Raw genomic sequence first — 16,758 nt, forward strand, 5'->3', positions numbered from 1 at the left:
ATCATTTAAAAGGAGTCTGGTAATGTGTTTTATCTTCATTTAAAGAGAATGATACTAGAATAACTTTGAAGTACATAATAGGTAATAATATCCTACTTAAAGTATCTTTGCATCATGCATTTAAGAAACATACATAGATACGGTTACGACTTTAAAAAACTAACCGAATCACACCCAGAACTAGAACAACATATAATTGAAAGCCCTACGGGAGCAGCAACTATAGATTTTAGTGACGCTAGGGCCATACTAGAATTCAACACCGCTTTATTAAAACATCATTATAAAATTAAATACTGGAAACTACCAGAACAATCTTTGTATCCACCTATTCCAGGTCGTGCAGACTATATACACCACATAGCTGACCTTCTTGAAAAAGGAGATAGGACTGGTCTAGACATAGGCTGTGGCGCTAGTGCCATTTACCCTATTTTAGGTAATGCCATTTATGATTGGAATATGGTAGGTTGTGATGTAGATGACAACAGTATAGGATTTGCAAAAAAGAATACTTTAAAAAATGACGCCATAGAAATACGTCATCAAATTGATAAAGGAAATATCTTTAAAGGTGTCATTCTAGATGGAGAAAACTATGATTTCACGATGTGTAATCCACCTTTTTACACTAGTGAAGAAGAAGCCATAAAAGCAAATATAACTAAACAAAGAAAACTAGGTACACGAGAAGAGATACGCAACTTTGGCGGTCACTCTCACGAGCTTTGGTGCAATGGTGGTGAAGCACTTTTTATAAAGCGTATGATTAAAGAATCTGTAGCTTTTAAAAATCAGGTAGGATGGTTTACGTGTTTGCTTTCGCAAAAGCAAAACCTCATAAAACCCCTTAAACAACTTAAAAAACTCAAAGCAGACGTAAGAGTTGTAGAAATGACTACCGGTAAAAAAGAATCTCGCTTTGTTGCATGGAGATTTAAAAACTAAGAAATCCCCTTTTTAAAAATTTACTGAAGAAAATAAATGGACGATAAAACTATTCAGAATTTAAGAGAAGCACTCGAATTCTCTCCAGATAATATCCCATTAAGATTACACCTGGCCGAGTCGCTACGACTAGCTAACATGCTAGAAGAAGCTGAAGAAGAGTATGAAATTATTTTACAGTACAAGGCAGAGCCTAAGGCTAGAATAGGCCTCGCCCTTATTTCTTATAAACAGAAAAATTATTCTAAGGCCATCGTTATCTTAGAAAGCCTGATTCAAGAAGGCAATAAAGATCTAGATACTCATTTATTCTATACACGTGCATTAGTGAGGTCTAATGACACACAACAAGCAGTAGATGCATATCAAGATTTATTGAAATTCCATCCCGATTTTAGTGATGACGAGTTAGATAAACAATTAAGAATGCCATCTACAGCCGAAAATAATTATGAAGAAGATGACGCGTACGATGATGAGTACGACGATGGGTTTAATGAAGCAAGCGTCTTTATAGAAAAACCAGAAATAAGTTTTAAGGATGTAGGCGGTATGGAAAATGTAAAGCGCGAGATCGATTTAAAGATCGTACAGCCTTTATTACATCCAGAAATTTATAAAGCCTATGGTAAAAAAATAGGTGGTGGTATTTTACTTTACGGACCTCCAGGATGTGGTAAAACTTATATTGCCAAAGCTACCGCAGGCCAGATCAACGCAAAATTTATATCCTTAAGCCTTAATGACATTTTAGACATGTGGATAGGTAATTCTGAAAAAAACCTACACCGCATTTTTGAAGTAGCTAGAAATAATACGCCTTGTGTTTTATTTATTGATGAAATAGATGCTCTAGGTGCTAGTCGCAGTGACATGAAACAAAGCGCTGGTAAAAATTTAATCAACCAGTTTTTACAAGAGCTAGATGGAATATCAAATGATAATGAAGGTCTACTTATTTTAGGAGCGACTAACATGCCGTGGCATCTAGATACCGCTTTCAGACGTCCAGGAAGATTCGACCGCATACTTTTTGTACCGCCACCAGATGCTCCAGCACGAGAGGCTATTTTTGATCTTAAACTAGAAGAAAAACCTACTAAAGATATAGACACTAAAGCGCTCGCAAAAAAAGCTCCAGAATACTCTGGCGCAGACATAGAAGCGGTGATAGACATCGCAATAGAGAACAAACTAGAAGATGCTATAAAATTAGGAGCACCACAACCACTGGTCACAAAAGATCTTTTAAAATCTCTTAAACAGCATAAACCTAGTACAAAGGAATGGTTTACTACTGCAAAGAACTTTGCTGTTTATGCAAATGAATCTGGGCTTTATGACGACATACTGACTTATTTGAAGATTAAAAAGTAATGATAGAAGCCTTATATGAAAGAGCCTATTTACTTTTCCAGCAAAGACGCTATCCACAGGCAGAGCAGTTACTTAACCAGGCACTGACTCAAGATCCTAATAGTATTTCCTGCCTGCATCTACTGGCCGAAGTAAATCTAGCCCTAGACGACCCTAAAAAAGCAAATCATTTTATAGACATAGCTATAGGATTATCGCCATCTACCGATTTATTATACGCTACTAAGGCACGAATAATGCTAGACGTAGAACGTTATGATGAGGCAGAGGAATTACTAAAAAAAGCGATAAGTTTAAATCCTCAAGAGCCACAAAATTATGCGATGCTGGCTCATATATCGCTTTCGCGAAAGCGGTATAAAGAAGCAGAGCAACTAGCTGAAAAATCTTTATCTCTAGATCCAGCTAACTTGCTTGCCCTTAATGTAAAAAGTACCGCACAATTAAAACAAAATAAAAAAGCAGAGTCTGAAGAAACCTTAAAAGGGGCGCTGGGAGAAAATCCAGAGGATTCTTATACCCACACAAATTACGGCTGGAATAAGCTAGAAATGGGACAGCATAAAGATGCGCTGGAGCACTTTAAAGAAGCACTACGCTATGACCCAAATAATTCTTATGCTCAATCGGGAATGATGCAGGCATTACAGGCTAAGTATTTTGTGTATCGATGGTTTTTAAAATACCAGTTCTGGATAGGTAATATGGCTGCAAAGTATCAATGGTATTTTATCATAGGCTTTTATGCAGGGACTAGATTGTTGAGATATGTAGCAGACTCAGTACCTGCACTAGAGCCTTTTCTATCTCCTATTGTAATACTGCTAGCTCTAGTTGCTTTGAGCACATGGATTATAGGCCCTATTTCTAAATTACTTTTCAGCTTTAATAAATATGCAAAGTTCTTGTTAGGTAAGAAAGAAAAGCAGGCTGTGATTTTTACTGGTATTTGTGTATTGATTTCACTCAGTGGTGTTGCGGCTTATTTAACACTAGAAGACGGCAGGTTTTTAATGGTTGCTATAGCAGGACTTATATTAATGATTCCATGGAGCATGTTTTATATGGAGACTAAACCTAAATATATGATGCCACTCGCTGCCGGTATCATGACTATTATCGCTTCTATTGCATTATTTATAAGCTTTACTACTGGTAATGTGGACAACCCTTTTGTCATCGGTTTTTTAATAAGTTTCTTTGCTTTCCAGTGGTTTGCAAATGCTGTAAGTATTAAAAGAAGTAATATATAAAGCTCTATAAAATTAAGAAAGAATAGGAAATATCGATACATGATATTCTCACTGTTCTTTTTTAATTAGAAAATATGCTATAAAGTAGATTTAATACGAAAGGTATAAAAATCATCACGACTACTTTTCAAATTATGTATTATGTTTAAAATATTTAAAAAGAAAACAGAGTTAGAAAAACTGCAATCTGAGTATGAAAAACTCATGAAAGATTACCACTCGCTTTCTAAATCAGATCGCGCGGCGAGCGATAAGGCTTATGCAGAGGCTGACGAGATTCTCAAAAAAATGGACGCGTTACAGTAATCTAAAAACGCTGAGGAATCATCTTATCATTAAAAAACATGAATTATAACAAATGTTATGAGCTGTTTTATGATCCTAAAGACCTTTTTATAGTAAAGTAATATACATTCTACCCTTATAATCATTTGACTACTTGAGTTTTAAATAAAGAAAAAGCTTCTTATTAATTCATAATAAATTAATAAGAAGCCCTACTATATTAGAAACATAAACTCGTTTTATTTTACATTTGTTCAGGGACTTCTATTCCCATAAGATGACAGGCGCTTTTTACGACAACTGCTGTTTTAAAACATAATAACAAACGGAATTGCTTCATGTGTGCATTATTTTCTTCTACTATCTTAGGTACGTTTTGATAGAAAGAATTGAATTCTTTTACTAGTTCATACACATAATTTGCAATTAAAGCTGGACTGTATTTATCTGCTGCAGTTTGTATCATGTTAGGATATTGCTGTAATGACATAATCACTGCCGTATCCTTATCTGTCAACTCTAAATTTGTGGCAGTCATTAATTTGTTATGATCAAATCCTGACTTCTTTAATATCGACTTAATACGAGCATGTGTATATTGAATAAAAGGACCTGTATTGCCTTGAAAGTCTACCGATTCTGCCGGATCAAACATCATGTTTTTCTTAGGATCTACTTTTAACATAAAGTATTTTAAAGCCCCTAAGCCTATCATATTATACAGACGTTCTTTCTCATCTTCAGAAAGACCTTCTAATTTTCCTTGCTCTTGTGCAATGGTTTTTGCAGTTGAGGTCATTTCTTCCATCAACTCGTCAGCATCTACCACAGTACCTTCACGAGATTTCATTTTACCAGAAGGAAGCTCTACCATACCATAACTTAAGTGGTATAAATTCTCTGCCCAGTTAAAACCTAGTTTCTTAAGTATTAAGAAAAGTACTTTAAAGTGATAATCTTGTTCATTACCTACGGTATACACCATAGAATTAATGTTATGATCTTTTACTCTCTGGATAGCTGTTCCTATATCTTGAGTCATGTAAACTGCAGTTCCATTACTACGTAGAACTATTTTTCTATCTAATCCATCTTCTGTAAGATCTATCCATACAGAACCATCAGGATCTTTTTCAAAAACACCTTTATCAAGGCCTTGTTGTACGACATCTTTACCTAGCAAGTACGTATTACTTTCATAATACAAACTATCAAAGTTTACTCCTAGATTTCTATAGGTAGTTTCAAAACCGTCATATACCCATCCATTCATCTTTTCCCACAGCGCGACTACACCAGCATCGCCTTTCTCCCATTTTTGAAGCATTTCTTGAGCTGCTAGAATAGATGGAGCTTCTTTCTTTGCCTCTTCTTCGGTTTTACCTTGAGCGATAAGAGTTGCTATTTCCTTTTTATATTCTTGATCAAATTTTACATAGTAGTTACCTACTAATTTATCTCCTTTTAAGCCTGTAGATTCTGGAGTCTCGCCTTCTCCATATTGCTTCCACGCTAGCATGGATTTACAGATATGAATCCCTCGATCGTTTATAATTTGCGTCTTATTTACTGTGCGTCCTGTGGCCTCTATAATATTTGCTACAGAAAATCCTAATAAATTATTTCTAACATGCCCTAGGTGAAGCGGTTTATTTGTGTTAGGAGAACTGTATTCTACCATAACACCAGGTTGGGTAGTGTCTTGACTTTTTATACCGTAATTCTTATCACTAAGAATACGGTTAAAGTCTTTTAAGAACGCGGTTGCAGCTACTGTTATGTTTAAAAAACCTTTTATGACTTCTATATCGGTGACTAAATCTGTATGCTCTTTAAGATACTCCCCTATTTGCTGTCCTATCGCTGCTGGATTACCTTTAATATGACGTAACATAGGAAATACCATGATGGTAAAGTCTCCGTTTTGATCCTTTCGCGTAAGCGTAATTTCTACATTATCTAATTCTATAGAAAAAATTGATTTTACAGCTTCTTTTGATGCGTTCTCCAGTTGTTGAAAAAGTGTCATAATAAAAATTTAAGCCCGCAAAGATAAGGATTATGAAAGGCTTAGGGTATTACTACTACTAAGAATGTAACTTTACGATATGCTACATAATGTCTCTTACAATAATCCTAAAATAGAACGCGCTATTTCTAGCGAGGTAGGTGCTATTCTCTCTTTAAAAGAAAGGTGGAAATTAAAAGGATCTGGTTCTCCTAAGCTTTTAATTACAGCCTGCAGTATACAAATTCATAATCTATTAGTACTAGATAATAACATCAATTCTTGCAACATCGAATTGAGAAAAAATGGTGTCATTTTAAGATTTAGATCTTTATTAGAAACCTATGCCCTGCCTATTCCCTATTATAAACTGGTTATTTATAAAGGAAAAGCCCAGGAGTACAGCATACATAGGGATAACTATTTTATTAAAGTAAAGGCAGATCATAAGAAAATTCATAAGTTTTTTGAAAAACTAGCCCAATTAAAAACTGATCAAGGATTTGAATACATAGATGATTTATAATAAGCGTATTTTTAAGTAAAAACTGTAACGTATCGCATGAAGGAGACACTAACGCTTTAAATAAAAAAATCAATCGCATGATTCTCAGTTTAAAGAATGTTTCTAAAACATATAGTAATGGTGTAAAAGCACTAGATAATGTAACGATAGATATCAAGGCTGGTATGTTCGGTTTACTAGGTCCTAACGGTGCTGGTAAGTCTTCTTTAATGAGAACCATTGCTACCTTACAATCTCCAGATTCTGGAAGTGTGCATCTCGATGGACTAGATATATTAAATAATAAAATTGAATTTAGAAAAACACTGGGTTATTTACCACAAGAATTTGGTGTGTATCCTAAAATGAGTGCTCATGATTTGCTGCATTACTTTGCAACTCTTAAAGGTGTTTCTAGCAAATCAGATAGAAGACTTATCGTAGAAAAAGCGCTAGAAATCACTAATCTTACTGAGGTACAACACAAGCACGTAGCTGGATATTCTGGCGGTATGAAACAACGTTTTGGAATCGCTCAATTACTACTTAACGACCCTAAGTTAATTATTGTAGATGAACCTACAGCTGGACTGGACCCTGCAGAAAGAAGACGCTTTTTAAATGTTCTTAGAGAAATAGGAACTAATCATATTGTTATTTTCTCCACTCACATTGTGGATGACGTTAAAGAGCTTTGTACCGACATGGCGATTCTTAATGGTGGTAAAATACTCGCTCAATCAACTCCTAAAGAAATGGTTGCAGCATTAAATGGTAAGGTGTTTACTAGATCTATTGAAAGAGAAGAATTAGAGCGTTATGAATCTGAATACAATGTTATTTCTACTAGTTTTAATGAAAATAGTGATTTAATGATACGTGTTTTCAGTAAAGATTTATTGGATTCCGCTTTCGCGAAAGCGAGCCCAACACTAGAAGATGTATACTTTACTACATTGCGCCAAGATCAAGGTGTAACTGAACTTTCAAATGCATAATAATGTTTAGTACGATTTATTTACACGAGATAAAGACCTGGTTTAAGAAACCAGCTCCTTATATATTTGCTGCTATTTTATGGATTCTTGCATTGTTATTAAGTGCTCTTGCATCAGGAGTATTTGATTTTACAGGTGCAACTGTAGTTTCTACTGCCAAAGTAAATAGTGCTCTTTCTATCTATGGTATGCTAGGTATATTCATGATACTTCTTTATTTCTTATTACCTACATTAATAGGAGGAACGTTACAACGAGATTATCGAAATAATATGCATAATGTTTTGTATAGTTATCCAATTACTAAAGTCAGTTATCTAGCATCAAAATTTTTAGCTGGGTTTACGATTACTTTAATTATTGTTTTAGGCTGTATTGTATTTATTACTATAGGTTTTTATTTACCTGGTGCAAACGAGGAAAACTTAGGACCTTTCAAATTGATTAATTACCTACAACCATTCTTAGTTTACACCATCCCTAATACATTCTTTTACAGCGCTATTATTTTTGCGATCACTGCCTTTTTCAGAAATTTAAATGCTGCATTTATTTTTGTATTGATCTTATTCATTGTCCAAATTGCAACTGGAATAGCTGGTCAAGAAATGGAAGACACTACCTGGTTACAATTACTAGAACCTACTGGAGACACGGCTCTTGCAGAAACCATCAAATATTGGACTCCAGATGAGCAAAGTAATCAATTGATACCTATTAAAGGAAATATATTGTATAATAGATTGATATGGTTAACTATATCTCTTATCGTTTTTATAAGTACTATTTTTAGGTTTAATTTCTCTCAAAACCCTTCAAGTATTTCATTAAGGAAACCTAAGAAAAAGAGAATGACCAAAAGCAACTTTGGAGTAATTCAAAGAGTTGAAATGCCTAGGGTAAAAAGGGATTTCAGCTATACAAACCAGCTTAAATCTTTATGGACTATGGCTTTTACTGATTTTAAATATATCGTAAAAAGTTGGCCGTTTATCATCATTACTTTGTTTGCATTTCTATTTGCATTTTTAAGTATGATAGAAATTAACAGCGTTTTTGGAACATCTTCTTTACCTAAAACATGGAGTATGCTATCAAATGCTTCTGGATCATTTAGAGTTTTTGGTGTGATTCTTATCGCTCTTTATGGAGGTTTTTTGATGAATAGAGCAAGACTTGCTCATATGGGACAGATACTAGATGTAACACCAGTAAGCAATACTTCTATGTTGATCTCAAAGGCTTTAGCTTTATTTTTAATGATTGCATTGTATCAATCTTTTATAATGCTTACCGGTATGACGGTTCAAACGGCAAGAGGTTTTTATGAATATGAAATAGGGCTTTACCTAAAGGACTTATTCTTAGTTGGGATTTGGTGGTTCATTCCTTGGATAGGATTATCACTTATTGTTCATACGCTCATTAAAAATAGATGGGTAGGATTTATTCTTTTACTATTTGCACTCCTATTTATACCATTAATTTTGGATGGAATAGGTATAGAACAAGCACAATTTAAATTTAATCAAGGCGGTAGCAGTTTAAGCGCCAGCGACATGAATGGTTATGGTTTTATCAATAAATTTATCGCTTACAGAGTCTATTGGATATTCTTAGGTATTGCAAGTATCGTAACCGCAATTACTTTGTACAGAAGAGGTGTAGGTGTAAAAGCTGTAGAACGCTTATACATAGCTAAAAAAAGATTTAAACCTGCAATGTTAGGTGTATTATTTATATCTCTAATAGGATTCTTTACCACAGGTACTATGATCTGGAGGTCTAATAATGTGGAACGCGAGATCACTTCATCGAAAGAAAGAGAACAATTAAGAGTCAACTATGAAAAAGACCTTTCTCAATATTTAGACATACCTCAACCTAGAATAATTTCAGTGAAAGCAAATGTTGACATCTATCCTTACGATGGGGATTACAATGCCAAAGCGGTAATGACTATGGTTAACAAATCTAGTGTAGCAATCGACAGTTTACATGTTAATAGTGCTATGGATAGTCTTGTTAATATTCAATTAAGCCGTGAAGCAGATATCGTTTATGAGAATAAAGATTATGATTATACCATCTATAAATTTCAAGAAGCGCTGCAACCCAATGACACATTAATTTTTACGGTTGATAAGCATAATAGAAAAACTTCTTTGCTTAACAACTTCTCTCCTATCGTTCAAAATGGTACATTCCTTAACAGCGGTATTTTCCCTACCTTAGGATATAGCGATGGTTTTGAAATAAGAAATACCAAATTACGTGAGAAATACGACCTACCTCCTAAGGACAGACTGCCATCTCCATTAGCTCCTGGAGCAACAAATAATAATTATATAGGTGGAAATAGCGACTGGATAGACTTTGAAGCAACCGTAAGCACGAGTAATGATCAAATAGCCATTGCACCTGGTTACCTCACTAAAGAATGGGAAGAAAATGATCGCAAATACTTTCATTATAAAATGGATAGTAAAATACTTAACTTTTATAACTTCATGAGTGGTAAATATGATGTATTAAGAGATGAACATGATGGTGTAAAACTTGAAATTTACTATCATCCAGATCATGATTATAATATTAATAGAATGATGAGTGGTCTTAAAGATGGTCTAGATTACTATAATGATAATTATACACCATACCAGCATAGACAAGCACGTATCATTGAGTTCCCGAGAACTGGTGGTGGATTTGCACAAGCTTTTCCTAACACAATACCTTTTAGTGAAGCCATAGGTTTCATTGCAGATGTTGATGAGGATGACCAAAACGGTGTCGATGTTCCTTATAGTGTTACTGCTCACGAGCTTGCGCATCAATGGTGGGCGCATCAAGTTATAGGTGCTAAAGCAAAAGGAATGACTCTACTTTCTGAAAGTCTATCAGAATACAGTTCTTTAAAAGTGTTGGAAACAGGAAGTGGTAAAACCCAAATGCGTAAATTCTTGAAGAACGCTATGGATCGATATTTACTAGGTAGAACAGTAGAATCTATAGGTGAGAATCCGTTGATGTTTAATGAAAATCAACAGTACATTCATTATCAAAAAGGATCTCTCGTGTTGTATGCGATGAGTGATTATCTAGGTGAAAAGAAATTCAATGATGTAATAAAAAGATTTGCAAAGAAATATCAATTCAAAGAAGCTCCTTATCCTACGTCTATAGAATTTGTGGAAAGTATAAGAGCTGTAACACCAGACTCATTGCAGTATCTAGTTACCGATATGTTTGAAACCATAACCTTATATGATAATAAAGTTAAAAAAGCTACTTACACAGAACTTCCTGATGGTAGATATCTTGTCAACATAAATGCTTTGACAAGTAAATACAGATCTGATAAAAAAGGTAAATCTGTTTACAAAAACATCGCAGGTGACAGCATTTCATTTACTCCTGAAGGAAAGAAAAGAGCCATAAAATCGTTACCACTTGCTGATTATATAGAGGTAGGAGTTTTTGGAGAAGAAGACAAAGAAACAGGAGAAGAAAGGGTGCTCTACCTTAAAAAGGTTAAGATCTCTGAGATTTCTAATTCCTTTGACATTGTTGTAGACTCAAAACCTATTGAAGCAGGAATTGATCCTTTCAATATTCTGATTGATAGAAACAGTGATGATAATCGCATGTTGTTGAGCAAATCTGACAATAAAAAAGAAGAATAAAATACTTTTACAATAGTCTTAAAACGCCATCCTTACCAGATGGCGTTTTTGTTTTAACAAACTATTTCCCGCAGTACCTACTTAGTGTAGTATCTTTAAGACATGAAAATATTACTTACAGGTGCAAATGGTTATATAGGAGTTCGTTTATTATATGAGCTTCTTAAAGCAGATCATGAAGTGATTTGTGCTGTGCGCAATGCCACTAGATTATCTGTCCCACAGGAGATACTTGATCAAATTGAAGTTATAGAACTAGATTTTCTTAAGATAGAATTAAATCAAAATTTACCTCAAAATATTGATGCTGCTTTTTATTTGATTCACTCTATGACATCAAGTACAGAGGATTTTGATCAACTAGAAGCACAAAGCGCACAAAACTTTGTGAAACTAATTAGAAAAACAGAATGTAAACAAGTTATTTATCTCTCTGGCATAGTAAACGAGGATAAATTGAGTAAGCATTTGCTTTCGCGAAAGCGAGTTGAAGACATACTATATACAGGAGATTATCATCTCACGGTATTAAGAGCTGGAATAATTGTGGGTAGTGGTAGTTCTTCTTTTGAAATAGTAAGAGATCTCTGTGAAAAATTACCGGTCATGATTACTCCTAAATGGGTGAATACTAAAACGCACCCTATAGCCATACGTAATGTGATGAGCTTTTTAATAGGTGTGTTAGGTAGAGAAGATTGTTATGGTAAAAGTTTTGATATAGGTGGTAAGAGTATTTTAACCTACAAGGAAATGATGCAAGGTTATGCTAAAAACAGAAACTTAAAGCTAGCCATAATTACAGTACCTGTGATGACACCTAAATTGAGTAGTTACTGGCTATACTTTGTAACCAGTACGAGTTATAAACTTGCTCAAAATCTAGTAAACAGCATGGCTATAGAAGTGATCGCATCTAAGAACGATCTTGCTCAAAAGCTAGGAATAGAATTATACGATTATCAAGAGGCACTTACTATGGCATTTGCAAAAATAGAGCAAAATCAGGTAGTAAGCAGCTGGAAAGATTCTATGGTGAGCGGTAGGTTTAAATACAGTCTCAATAAATATAAACAAGTACCTAGTTATGGATGTCTTAAGGATGCTCAAAAACTAGCTACTAGAGATGCTGATGCAGCGCTGGAGAGAATATGGTCTATAGGTGGTAAAAACGGTTACTATTATGCCACATTTTTATGGAAAATAAGAGGCTACATAGATAAGCTTTTAGGTGGTGTAGGCTTGCGACGTGGCCGTACTAATTCTACAACTATTTATGCTGGAGATGCCTTAGATTTTTGGCGTGTTCTTGTTGCAGATCGGGAAGGGAAAAGATTGTTACTCTTTGCTGAAATGCGTGTCCCAGGAGAAGCCTGGTTAGAATTTGAAATCGATGAGAATAATGTCGTACATCAAACAGCAACCTTTAGACCCAAAGGTATATGGGGTAGACTGTATTGGTTCTCTATGTTACCTTTTCACTATTTTATTTTTGCTGGTATGTTGAGGCATATTGCAACTGGGAAATAGATGCTTCTTAAAATCTCAAATCTAAATGTTGATTGTTAAAAATCAAAGTCCGGTTCATAATCAAAACTAGAACTCGTTATGATATTATCAAAAACATTATAGCTATCGTCCATAAAAATTTCTAACCAACTATAATCATCTAAAATCTCATTTTTCATTGAAGAAGTGTTAGATTCTAATCTTGAATAGTTTTTAAGTAGAGAAAAGTCCATATGCTCTAATAAAAATACATTACTTCCTAACTCTTGGACCATGTCATATACTCGTGATTTATTGTTTATTAAATCGTCTTTAATAGTAGTATCTATTTCATTTAAACGATTTTTCAACTGTTTACCTCTTGTCTTGCCATTAACCTTGCGATAAACATAACTAAAAATATAAAAGAAGTAATTAAGATTGAAATATGGAGATAAATCACCACTTTTTATAACCTTAGTAGAGAAATCATACCTAGAATGAATATTTGAATAGACTGTTCTTAAAAACGATATCAAAATAAAATAAGAATCTTCATTTACTTTATCTATAAAGTAAGATTCAAAGGTGTTAGGCTTATAACTTGAGAAGTTTACTCCAGTTTCAACAACCGTATAGACTCTGTAATATTTATCTCTAGGGTTTAACTTTTTCTCTTCTTTCTTTACAGTTAAAACCTGTTTATGCATTAAATCAAAAAGAGCCGCCTTCATTAAAGAAAGAAGTGAAGGATTAGATTCTATCAATAAAAGTGTTGACGCAGGGTTTAGACCTTTGAATATTGAATCTTTCACTTTCATAGTTTAAAGTATTATCAATTTATAGATACGGACTTATGTCCATATCTATAAATTGAGTGTAATTAAACCCTCGGCAAAAACACCTCAGCCATCATACATCTTACTGAGCCGCCACCTAATGTCTCAATAGTAGAAATAGATGGATGTAAAATCTCATTGTATTTTTCTAATTTTTCTATTTGCACAGCAGTTAACGAGTTATAAGCCTGGTCACTCATGACTAGAATGCGCTCACCTTTATTATTATGTACTTGCATCATATTACCAGCAAAGGCATTTACTTGAGCTTCGGTAATCTTTATTACTTCTTTGCCATCTTCTTTAAGATGATTAAGAACGTTTTTAGCTTCTTTCTTATCATCAATGGAGTCTAAGCAAATTACTGCATAATCTTCTCCTAGAGCCATCATTACGTTAGTATGATAAATAGATAGACGCTCTTCTCCTACTGTTTGATAAGCTTTAAAGATAACAGGTGTGTATTCAAAATCTTCACAAAACTCGATCATGAGTTCTTCGTCTGCTCGAGCAGATAAACTACAGTATGCCTTGCGATTTACACGATCTAATAATAAACTACCAGTTCCTTCTAGAAAGATACCTTCGTCTTCAGCACTGGTGTAATCTATAACGCTACTGATCTGGAAACCTTCTGCCTCCATTAATTCCATCGCGTCTGGTCTTCTCTCTCTACGTCTATTCTCGGCAAACATAGGGTATAATGCTACATCACCATTCTCATGAGTAGAAATCCAGTTATTAGGAAATATAGAATCTGGAGTATCAAATTCTATGCGATCTTGTACTATTAATACATGAATTCCTTTTTCTTGTAATGCTATTACAAAAGCGTCAAATTCATCTTGGGCTTTCTTGTTTTGATCAATGATCTTTACGCCTTCATCTTGATAGTAATTATTTATGGAAGTTTCTTCATTTAAACGAAACTGTATAGGGCGCACCATAAATATGGTATCAGTAATTTGTCTCATTAATCTCTAATTAAGGGTAAGGTAGAACATCTTAAAAGACCTTCTTGTTTTGATATTTCTGCATATGGCACTTCTTCTACAGTGATACCATGACTGCGCAACCATGTATTTAATCGAGTAAAATTCTTTTCTGATACTACCACGTCTGGAGCGATAGAAAAGATATTTGAATTCATGTTATACATTTCTTCTTGAGAGATTTCAAAACAGTTCTCACGTCCAAAGAAATCTATTAAATACTGGTATTCTTCTTCTTGTAAAAATCCATTCTTATGTATAATACATTTATCATTTCCTACTGGCTGGAAACAACAATCTAAGTGAAGTGCATTATTATAAGGATCTAGATTATCTTTTCTTAAATTAAAAGAGATTACTTTCTTATTAGGAAATGTTTCTTTTAACCATTCTACTCCTTCCACGTTAGTACGAGCAATTATATAATCTGCATAGTCCTCACCACGATAGGTACCTACAAAGATATGATCGTTATATAGCATGACATCACCACCTTCTATATGCACCTCTTTTGGAGGTCTTACTACATTATCAGGATTAATTAGGTCTATAACGTATTGTATAGCCTCTATTTCTTCTTCACGATCTGGGAGAATGTTTGCTTTTACAAAAACATTATCGATTACAAAACCTATATCACGTGTAAAAATCTGGTTACAGTCTTCTATTAGTTCTGGTCTAAATGTCTTTACATTATATTTTTCAAAAACAGCAGCGACTGCTTCCATCTCTAGTATCATGTCTTCATTCTTAGGGTAATTCCCTTCTAGAATATGCTTTCTAGACTTTGGGTCATAAGCATCTTCTAGGTCTGGCACTGGGCCATTACTTCTAGCTGTACCTAAAATTACCGACCTTAACTTTGAAGTCTCGTTGTTAACATGAAGATTAATTTTTTCCATAATGCGAATTTAATAATTATCTCTAGTCTTTTCTAATAACACAACAAGGCTTTTATTAACTCCTTAAATTATAATGAGTTTTAAATCAATTTATAAAATGCTTAAAATTTAAAAAACTCCCAAAAGTAATTACTTATGGGAGTTTTAAACATCTTATTTAAAGGAGATTATCGATCAGATACTTCTTTAAATGATCTTAAGTTTTCACCAGTATATACCTGACGTGGTCTACCGATAGGTTCTTTATTTTCTCTCATTTCTTTCCATTGAGCGATCCACCCTGGAAGACGTCCTAATGCAAACATTACTGTAAACATTTCAACAGGAATTCCCATAGCACGGTAAATGATACCAGAATAGAAGTCTACGTTAGGATATAACTTACGATCTATAAAGTAAGGATCGTTAAGAGCTTCTTGCTCTAGACCTTTGGCTATGGCTAAAATAGGATCTTCTACACCTAAAGCTTCAAGAACATCGTCTGCGGCTACTTTTATGATCTTAGCACGTGGATCAAAGTTTTTATAAACTCTGTGTCCGAATCCCATTAAACGGAATGGATCTTCTTTATCTTTAGCCTTGGCCATGTACTTTTTAGTATCTCCACCATCTTCTTTGATTGCTTCTAGCATTTCAAGAACTGCCTGGTTAGCACCACCATGAAGTGGTCCCCAAAGTGCAGATATACCAGCACTTAAACTAGCAAAAAGACCTGCATGCGAGGAACCTACTATACGCACCGTACTTGTAGAACAGTTTTGCTCATGGTCAGCATGAAGGATTAATAATTTATCTAGTGCATTAGATACAATAGGATCTACTTTATATTCAGAGTTAGGTTTTTTAAACATCATTTTAAGGATGTTATCTACATAACCTAAACCGTCATCACCATAATCAAGTGGCTGTCCTGTACGTTTTCTCAAAGCCCATGCTACTAGAACTGGGAATTTACCCATAATATTCACGATAGCCTTGTACATATCTTCTTCACTATCTACATTTACTGAAGATGGGTTAAATGCAATAAGTGCACTTGTTAAAGAAGAAAGCACTCCCATAGGGTGAGCCGTTTTAGGAAAACCGTCTAAAATTTTCTTTACGTCTTCATCCACATGTGATTGTGCTTTAATGTCGTTGTGAAACTTCTCTAATTGAGCAGTTGTAGGCAACTCACCAAAAATTAATAAATAGGCAACTTCAAGGAAATCAGCTTTATCTGCAAGGTCTTCTATAGAGTAACCTCTATATCTAAGGATTCCTTCTTCACCATTTAAGAATGTTATCGCACTAGTACAACTACCGGTATTTTTATAACCTGGATCGATAGTGGTAAGCCCACCTGTTGCACCTCTAAGTGTTTTTATGTCTATTGCCTTTTCATCTTCTGAGCCAGTAATAACAGGAAACTCGTATTTCTTGCCTTCAAACTCTAATATCGCCTTGTCTGCCATTTTTATTTTTGGATTTTCTGTCT

General features: G+C 34.3%; 13 protein-coding genes. 8 read left to right on the forward strand and 5 right to left on the reverse strand.

Annotation, left to right across the window (positions count from 1 at the left end):
• Nucleotides 1-114 precede the first annotated feature (114 nt).
• The 4 genes from rlmF (at nucleotide 115) to Q0838_RS02840 (ending at nucleotide 3,884) form a co-directional block, all read left to right on the forward strand.
• A complete protein-coding gene (rlmF, locus tag Q0838_RS02825) occupies nucleotides 115-948 on the forward strand; it encodes a 23S rRNA (adenine(1618)-N(6))-methyltransferase RlmF (RefSeq protein ID WP_298950973.1) in 834 nt (277 codons plus the stop codon).
• Nucleotides 949-984: 36 nt separating this feature from the next.
• Entirely contained in the window at nucleotides 985-2,325 is a 1,341-nt protein-coding gene (locus tag Q0838_RS02830; protein WP_298950975.1) for an AAA family ATPase, read from the forward strand.
• Nucleotides 2,325-3,578 (forward strand): tetratricopeptide repeat protein, encoded by a 1,254-nt coding sequence (locus Q0838_RS02835; RefSeq protein ID WP_298950978.1) that lies wholly within the window; start codon nucleotides 2,325-2,327, stop codon nucleotides 3,576-3,578. The genes Q0838_RS02830 and Q0838_RS02835 overlap by 1 nt, the downstream gene beginning before the upstream one ends.
• 141 nt (nucleotides 3,579-3,719) lie before the next feature.
• Nucleotides 3,720-3,884, forward strand: a complete 165-nt coding sequence (locus Q0838_RS02840) for a Lacal_2735 family protein (RefSeq protein ID WP_298950980.1) — start codon at nucleotides 3,720-3,722, stop codon at nucleotides 3,882-3,884.
• Between the two features lie 223 nt (nucleotides 3,885-4,107).
• Here Q0838_RS02840 and argS read toward each other — a convergent pair whose 3' ends face one another.
• On the reverse strand, nucleotides 4,108-5,892 hold the full coding sequence (argS, locus tag Q0838_RS02845) for an arginine--tRNA ligase (RefSeq protein WP_298950982.1): 1,785 nt from the start codon (nucleotides 5,890-5,892) through the stop codon (nucleotides 4,108-4,110).
• Between the two features lie 79 nt (nucleotides 5,893-5,971).
• On the opposite strand from argS, the gene Q0838_RS02850 reads away from it, so the two are divergent.
• The 4 genes from Q0838_RS02850 to Q0838_RS02865 all read left to right on the forward strand — a co-directional run bounded on the left by Q0838_RS02850 (nucleotide 5,972) and on the right by Q0838_RS02865 (nucleotide 12,590).
• Nucleotides 5,972-6,397, forward strand: coding sequence for a hypothetical protein (locus tag Q0838_RS02850; RefSeq protein WP_298950984.1), 426 nt, complete (start codon nucleotides 5,972-5,974; stop codon nucleotides 6,395-6,397).
• Between the two features lie 77 nt (nucleotides 6,398-6,474).
• Nucleotides 6,475-7,374 carry an ABC transporter ATP-binding protein gene (locus Q0838_RS02855; protein WP_298950985.1) on the forward strand — a complete coding sequence of 300 codons (900 nt, stop codon included), beginning with the start codon at nucleotides 6,475-6,477 and terminating at the stop codon, nucleotides 7,372-7,374.
• A gap of 2 nt (nucleotides 7,375-7,376) precedes the next feature.
• On the forward strand, nucleotides 7,377-11,060 hold the full coding sequence (locus Q0838_RS02860) for a M1 family aminopeptidase (RefSeq protein WP_298950987.1): 3,684 nt from the start codon (nucleotides 7,377-7,379) through the stop codon (nucleotides 11,058-11,060).
• Nucleotides 11,061-11,162: 102 nt separating this feature from the next.
• Nucleotides 11,163-12,590 (forward strand): SDR family oxidoreductase, encoded by a 1,428-nt coding sequence (locus tag Q0838_RS02865; protein WP_298950989.1) that lies wholly within the window; start codon nucleotides 11,163-11,165, stop codon nucleotides 12,588-12,590.
• 35 nt (nucleotides 12,591-12,625) lie between these two features.
• On the opposite strand, the gene Q0838_RS02870 is transcribed toward Q0838_RS02865, so the two are convergent.
• From Q0838_RS02870 to Q0838_RS02885, 4 genes are all read right to left on the reverse strand, one after another.
• Nucleotides 12,626-13,363, reverse strand: a complete 738-nt coding sequence (locus Q0838_RS02870) for a hypothetical protein (RefSeq protein ID WP_298950992.1) — start codon at nucleotides 13,361-13,363, stop codon at nucleotides 12,626-12,628.
• A 68-nt stretch (nucleotides 13,364-13,431) separates the two neighbouring features.
• Nucleotides 13,432-14,361, reverse strand: a complete 930-nt coding sequence (gene ctlX, locus Q0838_RS02875; protein ID WP_298950995.1) for a citrulline utilization hydrolase CtlX — start codon at nucleotides 14,359-14,361, stop codon at nucleotides 13,432-13,434.
• Entirely contained in the window at nucleotides 14,361-15,281 is a 921-nt protein-coding gene (locus Q0838_RS02880) for a dimethylarginine dimethylaminohydrolase family protein (protein WP_298950997.1), read from the reverse strand. Before Q0838_RS02880 ends, ctlX begins: the two co-directional genes overlap by 1 nt.
• A 167-nt stretch (nucleotides 15,282-15,448) precedes the next feature.
• Nucleotides 15,449-16,735 carry a citrate synthase gene (locus tag Q0838_RS02885; protein ID WP_298950998.1) on the reverse strand — a complete coding sequence of 429 codons (1,287 nt, stop codon included), beginning with the start codon at nucleotides 16,733-16,735 and terminating at the stop codon, nucleotides 15,449-15,451.
• Between the last annotated feature and the right edge of the window lie 23 nt (nucleotides 16,736-16,758).

Origin of the sequence: uncultured Nonlabens sp. (genome assembly GCF_947495285.1) — a bacterium.
Classification (GTDB): Bacteria; Bacteroidota; Bacteroidia; order Flavobacteriales; family Flavobacteriaceae; genus Nonlabens.